Genomic DNA, 5,519 nt, shown 5'->3' with positions numbered 1-5,519 from the left:
GTTACGGATGGTAACGTGGGGAGTACTCATGCTGATTGGTCTGCAAAAAGCAGTAATAAATTCAGAACTTCAGAATACCGTCAAGTCCCGAAAAAAGAAAAATCAGGTGCGGAATGACGGATTTATCGCCTGGACCATCGTGTTTTGGGGTGGACTGGCCATGGTATCGGGTTTTGTACAAAATACCTGGCAACTGATGACGGTACGCTTCTTCCTCGGCGTAGCGTAAGGCGGGGTTTATCCTGCCATTCTTGCGTTGATCGGCCACTGGTTCCCTAATAAAGAGCGAGCGCGCACCATTGCATTTTTCCAGATGAACATGGCGATTGCCGTGATCATCACCAGCCCGATTTCCGGCTGGCTTATTCAGAACTATGACTGGCGCGTGATATTTATCGTTGAAGGTCTGGTCTCCCTGGCACTGCTGTTTATCTGGCTGCCGCTGGTCGCCGATCACCCGAAAGATGCCAAATGGCTTTCTGCGCAAGAACGGGAGTGGATTGAAACCGAACTGCGCAACGATGCGGAAGAAAATAAACGCAATCAAGGCGCGCTGTCTAAAGGTGGCTATAAAGACCTTTACCGTAGCCTGAACCTGTGGCGCATGGTGGCAATTTACTTCTTTATGTCAGCTGGCTTTTACGGTTTCTCACTGTGGATGCCCACGCTTATCAGCGAGCTCACCAAATCCACCATGACGGTCGTCGGTTTACTGACCGCCGTGCCCTTTATCTTTACCATCATCGGCCAGTATATTTTCGCCAAGCTGTGCGACGCCACCATGAACCGTCGGCTCTTTACCACACTGTCATTCTTTGGCATTGCGATCTCACTGGCCCTTTCTGTGGTGTTGAAAGAAAACGTCTGGCTTTCCTACGGCATGCTGGTGTGCGGCGGCTTCTTCCTGAACGCGTGGGTGGGTCCGTACTGGTCAATGCCTACCCTGCTGTTCCCAACGGAAGCGTTAGGTGGCGCCCGCGGCACCATCAACGCCATCGGGAGTCTGGGTGGATTCTGTGGTCCCTATCTGGTAGGCCTGATTTCGCTGTATTTGGGCAGCAAAATGGGCGTATTAACGCTGGTCGTTTCGCTGATTATTGCCGCACTGCTGACATTATCGCTGCCAAAAGTGACAGCCAATAAATAATTAGTCTGGATAGAAAAAAAAGAGCGTTGCTGGCATCGCTCTTTTTTTATTTTTTACTCATAGAGCTTGCGGCTGATTTTTTGGCAGGCTTCACGTAATTGATGAATGATTTCCTCATGCCGTGTTTCGGGCATTTGAAAAGTGACGCCCGTGACGCTCACACCAGCAATAATATCGTGATGACCGTCGAATATGGGCATAGCAATACAAAATATGCCCAGATCACCTTCTTCACGATCGAAGGCATAGCCTGTTTTTCTGATCTCTTGCAGCTCTTTTTTCAGGGCGGTTTTTGTTGGAATGGTCATCGGGGTGAAAATTTCCAGATTCTCTTCCGGCAACAAGCGATCCAACTCTTCATCACTTAACTGAGAAATCAGCGCCTTACCCAACCCGGAACTGTGTAGCGACAACTTTTTCCCCACCACGCTTTTTATGCTAATCAGTTGATTACTTTCTATTTTATCCAGGTAGATCGGACTATCGCCATCGAGTACGCCCAAATGACATGTCAAATTAAGTTGGTTCACCAGGTCGGACAGCAGGGTGTGAGCTACAGATTTAACATTAAAATTCTGAATGGCCGCACTGCCATATTCATACATTTTCAAACCCAGGTAATATTTGTTTTTTTCGAATTTTACCAGACGGTGCGTAACCAGCGATGACAACATCAGGGAGAGGCTGCTTTTCGGCAAGGATAATGCATTGTGTATTTCGGTAAAGGTTGCCACATTCCGTGTTGAAAGATAATCAAGCAGCAAAATCATTTTATCGATAACCGGTACTTTTGTTTTTGCATTATTCATGTTTGCTCCTGGTTTACACCCTGTTTAACCCCGACATCAACATTATAACTGATTGATATTTAATATTACATTGTCTGTTCGTCAGATTTCATGCTGCAACAATTCTGCACCTATCCTAGCGTATTGCGTTAACAACACCACACGACTCGAACACACGAATGGTATCCTGTTGCGTAGGATTTTTGTTCAAAGACACAGCCAATGGTATTACATTGGTATTAGATTAGTGCCACCAATGCACCACCCGCGTTACTTATAACAACAATCAGAGTACAGCTTATGCCATCAAAATTAGAGAGTCATATCGCCGGGGCGTTATATGGGCAAATGCTAGGGGATGCGATGGGAATGCCATCGGAGCTGTGGCCGCGAGCACGCATCAAAGCGCATTTTGGGTGGATAGATCGCTTTCTGCCGGGTCCTGCGGATAATATCGCCGCCTGCTATTTCACGGCAGCTCAATACACCGATGACACTTCCATGGCACTGGCACTTGCCGATGCGCTGATTGAATGTGGGGGTGACGTTGTGCCTGAAGTCATTGGTAACCACATCCTCACTTGGGCGCTACAGTTTGGTGCCTTTGAAAAAAATATTCTCGGCCCCAGTTCTAAAGCGGCGCTTTTTGCCCTAAAACAGGGTGCCGATATCAGCACGCTGGAAAATAACGGCATCACCAATGGTGCGGCGATGCGCGTTTCTCCACTAGGCTGTCTGCTGCCGCCCATGCCATTATCCGATTTCATTGATGCCGTGGCGCTCGCGTCTAGCCCTACTCACAAATCAGATATTGCGGTGGCTGGCGCTACCGTTATTGCCTGGGCGATATCTCAGGGTATTGCGGAAAAAAGCTGGTCGGATATTCGGGCGACATTACCCGCAGTGGCACAAGCAGCGCAGGAAAAACGCGTAACCACCTTACGCGTAACCACCTACAGCCCAGCCTTGTCTGCGCGTCTGCAACTGGCATTGGAAACCGTGCAAAATGCACCCGACGACGACACCGCGTTAGAACAAATTTATCAACTGATTGGCACCGGAACGGAGATCATCCAGTCCGTGCCCGCCGCCATTGCGATGGTGGAACTGGCGCACACCGAGCCGAACCGCTGTGCCATTCTGTGCGCCAATCTGGGTGGAGATACTGATACCATCGGTGCCATGGCAACGGCGATCTGTGGTGCACTCCACGGTGTCGAAAGCATTGATCCGGATTTCAAACGGCAGTTGGATGAGGTCAACGCGCTGGACATCGACACCTACAGTTCCGCGTTAGCTCGGCTGCGTCAGCGTCGCATGGCGGTTTAAACAGCAGCGCGTATGATAATGACATCCATCCGATTGGGGCAGGTATTAATCCTCTGAATAGAAGACATACATATCGGCACGGCAGTAGTTGATGCTGTAATCAAGCGGACGCTGATTGGTATCAAACGCCAGCGATTTCACCACCAAAACCGGTAGCGTTGCTGGCGTGTTCACACACTGGATAAACTCCTGCGACGGCGACTGCGCCGATACCCAGTTGCGGGTTCTGACAGGCGCAATGCCCTGGCTACGGAAATACGCATAGAGTGAAATATCGATCTGTTCGACGTCGGCAATCATGTGCAGGGGCACATAGTTCTCTTCAACGGAGACGGGCTGACCGTCAATGTCACGCAAGCGTTTGAGAAGGTAGACGCCGCAGCCCGCAGAGAGCTGCAAATGCTCCGCAATTTCCGCCCGACAAGGAACCCGTGTTTTACTGATCCACAGCGTGCCCGGCGTTTTTCCTGTTGCCACCACCTGCTGGGAGAAACCCATTGCCGGTTTGAGGCGATACTCAAGTTGGTGATTAACGTAGGTGCCGTAACCACGACCGCGCACTACGATCTCCTGCTCGGCCAGCAGTTCCAGCGCCTTGAGCACCGTAATGCGGGAAATCCCCAGCGCCAGAACAAAATCACGCTCGCTGGGAAGAAAATCTCCGCGCTGAATCTCCCCGTTCTGCACCGCCAGTTGCACCACATCAGCGAACTTTACGTACAGCGGGAGTTTATCCGGCTCCGCCATGCGAGTACGCAACCGCTCGAACAGCCAGGTATTTACGCCCATTACGCTCCGTCCATGTCGTACCGAGGGAGCGTAAATCATAACTTTTTTCAGCTCAGGCATCTTTTTTTTCTCAATTTCATTTAACTTTCGATGAGCACTTGCAGTCTCCAGCCGCCTACGCGATGATGCGGTGAGGCCTTTTTTACCTTTAACTTCATAAGGTTGTGATGAAACCGAGTGTGATTTTGTACAAAAGTATCCCCGCCGATTTGTGCAAACGCCTGGAACAACATTTTACCGTCACCGAATTTGATGGGCTGCCCCCAGCGGGACACCCGGCACTGGCGCAGGCTGAAGGTATCATCGGTTCCGGCGGTAAAGTCGATCGCGCCTTTCTGGCGCAGACCCCGCGTCTGCGCGCGGTATCGACCATTTCCGTCGGATACGACACCTTTGACGTTGAAGCATTAACCGAAAAGGCCATTCCGCTCATGCACACGCCAACGGTATTGACCGAAACCGTGGCGGACACCGTTTTCGCATTGATTCTGTCAAGCGCCCGCCGTGTGATCGAAGTGGCTGAACGCGTCAAAGCCGGCGAGTGGAAAAGCGGTATCGGCAGCGACTGGTTCGGTACTGACGTACACCATAAAAAAATCGGGATCCTTGGTATGGGCCGTATTGGTCTGGCCGTGGCGCAACGTGCCCATTTCGGTTTCAGCATGGAAGTGTTGTACAACGCGCGACGCCATCATGCCGAAGCCGAAACGCGCTTTAACGCACGCTACTGCGATTTGGATACCTTACTGGCAGAGTCCGATTTTCTCTGCATTACCCTGCCGTTGACCGAAGAAACACGTCATTTGATCAGCTATGAACAACTTGCGAAAATGAAATCCAGCGCCATTCTGATCAACATTGGTCGCGGTGCGGTGGTGGATGAAGCCGCATTAGTCGAGGCCCTTAGCAACGGAACTATCCATGCTGCTGGCCTGGATGTGTTCGTTCAGGAACCGTTGCAGGTTGACTCCCCGCTGCTGAAGCTACCCAATGTCGTTGCGTTGCCGCATATCGGTTCTGCCACTCACGAAACGCGTTACGGCATGGCCGCCTGCGCGGTTGATAATCTGATCGCAGCGCTCACTGGCGACGTTAAAGAAAACTGCGTCAACCCGCAGGTAATTAAATAGCCTGTTGTGCGCCAACCCGGTTCTGTTGGCGCGCTTATTACCCTTTAAGGTGTTGTTTCACCGAGCCCACGGCCCGGCAGTGTCTTGCAAAAGTTACCGTTGACTGGCGGTGCCGCCGTCGGGAAAACATCATCAAGCGTCACGTATACCCGGCTGGTCGCGACAAAGCCGTCCTTGAACGTAGCTTCCACAAAGGTCGCTTGCCAGCCAGTAGGCTTTGTTGAATAAATCAGAACTTGTAACGACTGTGCCCCATCGGGTCGATTGTTACGTGATGCGAATACTGTTCGGCATTCCTAATAGCGTGATCCGGTTAAGCGCTTTGACCATCGCCAT

The 5,519-nt window shown here is 51.1% G+C and carries 5 protein-coding genes and 3 pseudogenes; 4 read left to right on the top strand and 4 right to left on the bottom strand.

What is annotated here, in order from left to right; all coding sequences use genetic code 11:
• Together ACTBDZ_RS14635 and ACTBDZ_RS14630 are read left to right on the top strand one after the other, a co-directional pair.
• Positions 1-229: hypothetical protein (locus ACTBDZ_RS14635; RefSeq protein WP_438815861.1), on the top strand; the 229-nt coding region annotated here is incomplete at its 5' end.
• Positions 230-241: 12 nt separating this feature from the next.
• Positions 242-1,147: pseudogene (locus tag ACTBDZ_RS14630) on the top strand (MFS transporter); the annotation flags it as partial.
• A gap of 53 nt (positions 1,148-1,200) precedes the next feature.
• Here ACTBDZ_RS14630 and ACTBDZ_RS14625 read toward each other — a convergent pair.
• Complete coding sequence (locus tag ACTBDZ_RS14625; protein WP_438815860.1) at positions 1,201-1,956, bottom strand: IclR family transcriptional regulator; 756 nt, start codon at positions 1,954-1,956, stop codon at positions 1,201-1,203.
• 279 nt (positions 1,957-2,235) lie between these two features.
• Here ACTBDZ_RS14625 and ACTBDZ_RS14620 point away from each other — a divergent pair, with 279 nt between their 5' ends.
• Positions 2,236-3,264 (top strand): ADP-ribosylglycohydrolase family protein, encoded by a 1,029-nt coding sequence (locus ACTBDZ_RS14620; protein ID WP_438815859.1) that lies wholly within the window; start codon positions 2,236-2,238, stop codon positions 3,262-3,264.
• Positions 3,265-3,309: 45 nt separating this feature from the next.
• On the opposite strand, the gene ACTBDZ_RS14615 is transcribed toward ACTBDZ_RS14620, so the two are convergent.
• Positions 3,310-4,053, bottom strand: coding sequence for a GntR family transcriptional regulator (locus ACTBDZ_RS14615; protein ID WP_438815858.1), 744 nt, complete (start codon positions 4,051-4,053; stop codon positions 3,310-3,312).
• 167 nt (positions 4,054-4,220) lie between these two features.
• Here ACTBDZ_RS14615 and ghrB point away from each other — a divergent pair, with 167 nt between their 5' ends.
• Positions 4,221-5,183, top strand: a complete 963-nt coding sequence (gene ghrB / locus ACTBDZ_RS14610) for a glyoxylate/hydroxypyruvate reductase GhrB (protein ID WP_438815862.1) — start codon at positions 4,221-4,223, stop codon at positions 5,181-5,183.
• Positions 5,184-5,227: 44 nt separating this feature from the next.
• Here the strand turns inward: ghrB and ACTBDZ_RS14605 are convergent.
• Both ACTBDZ_RS14605 and ACTBDZ_RS14600 read right to left on the bottom strand, forming a co-directional pair.
• A pseudogene (locus ACTBDZ_RS14605) lies at positions 5,228-5,395 on the bottom strand (PhoPQ-regulated protein); the annotation flags it as partial.
• 55 nt (positions 5,396-5,450) lie between these two features.
• A pseudogene (locus tag ACTBDZ_RS14600) lies at positions 5,451-5,519 on the bottom strand (surface-adhesin E family protein); the annotation flags it as partial.

It is taken from the genome of Symbiopectobacterium sp., assembly GCF_051710365.1.
GTDB lineage: Bacteria > Pseudomonadota > Gammaproteobacteria > Enterobacterales > Enterobacteriaceae > Symbiopectobacterium.
This window is presented reverse-complemented; position numbering and strand designations above follow the sequence as displayed.

Excerpts from the sequence above, each read along its gene's own strand:
- ACTBDZ_RS14620 (WP_438815859.1), top strand. The coding sequence starts at position 2,236 with ATGCCATCAAAATTAGAGAGTCATATCGCCGGGGCGTTATATGGGCAA.
- ghrB (WP_438815862.1), top strand. The coding sequence starts at position 4,221 with ATGAAACCGAGTGTGATTTTGTACAAAAGTATCCCCGCCGATTTGTGC.
- ACTBDZ_RS14615 (WP_438815858.1), bottom strand. The coding sequence starts at position 4,053 with ATGGGCGTAAATACCTGGCTGTTCGAGCGGTTGCGTACTCGCATGGCG.
- ACTBDZ_RS14625 (WP_438815860.1), bottom strand. The coding sequence starts at position 1,956 with ATGAATAATGCAAAAACAAAAGTACCGGTTATCGATAAAATGATTTTG.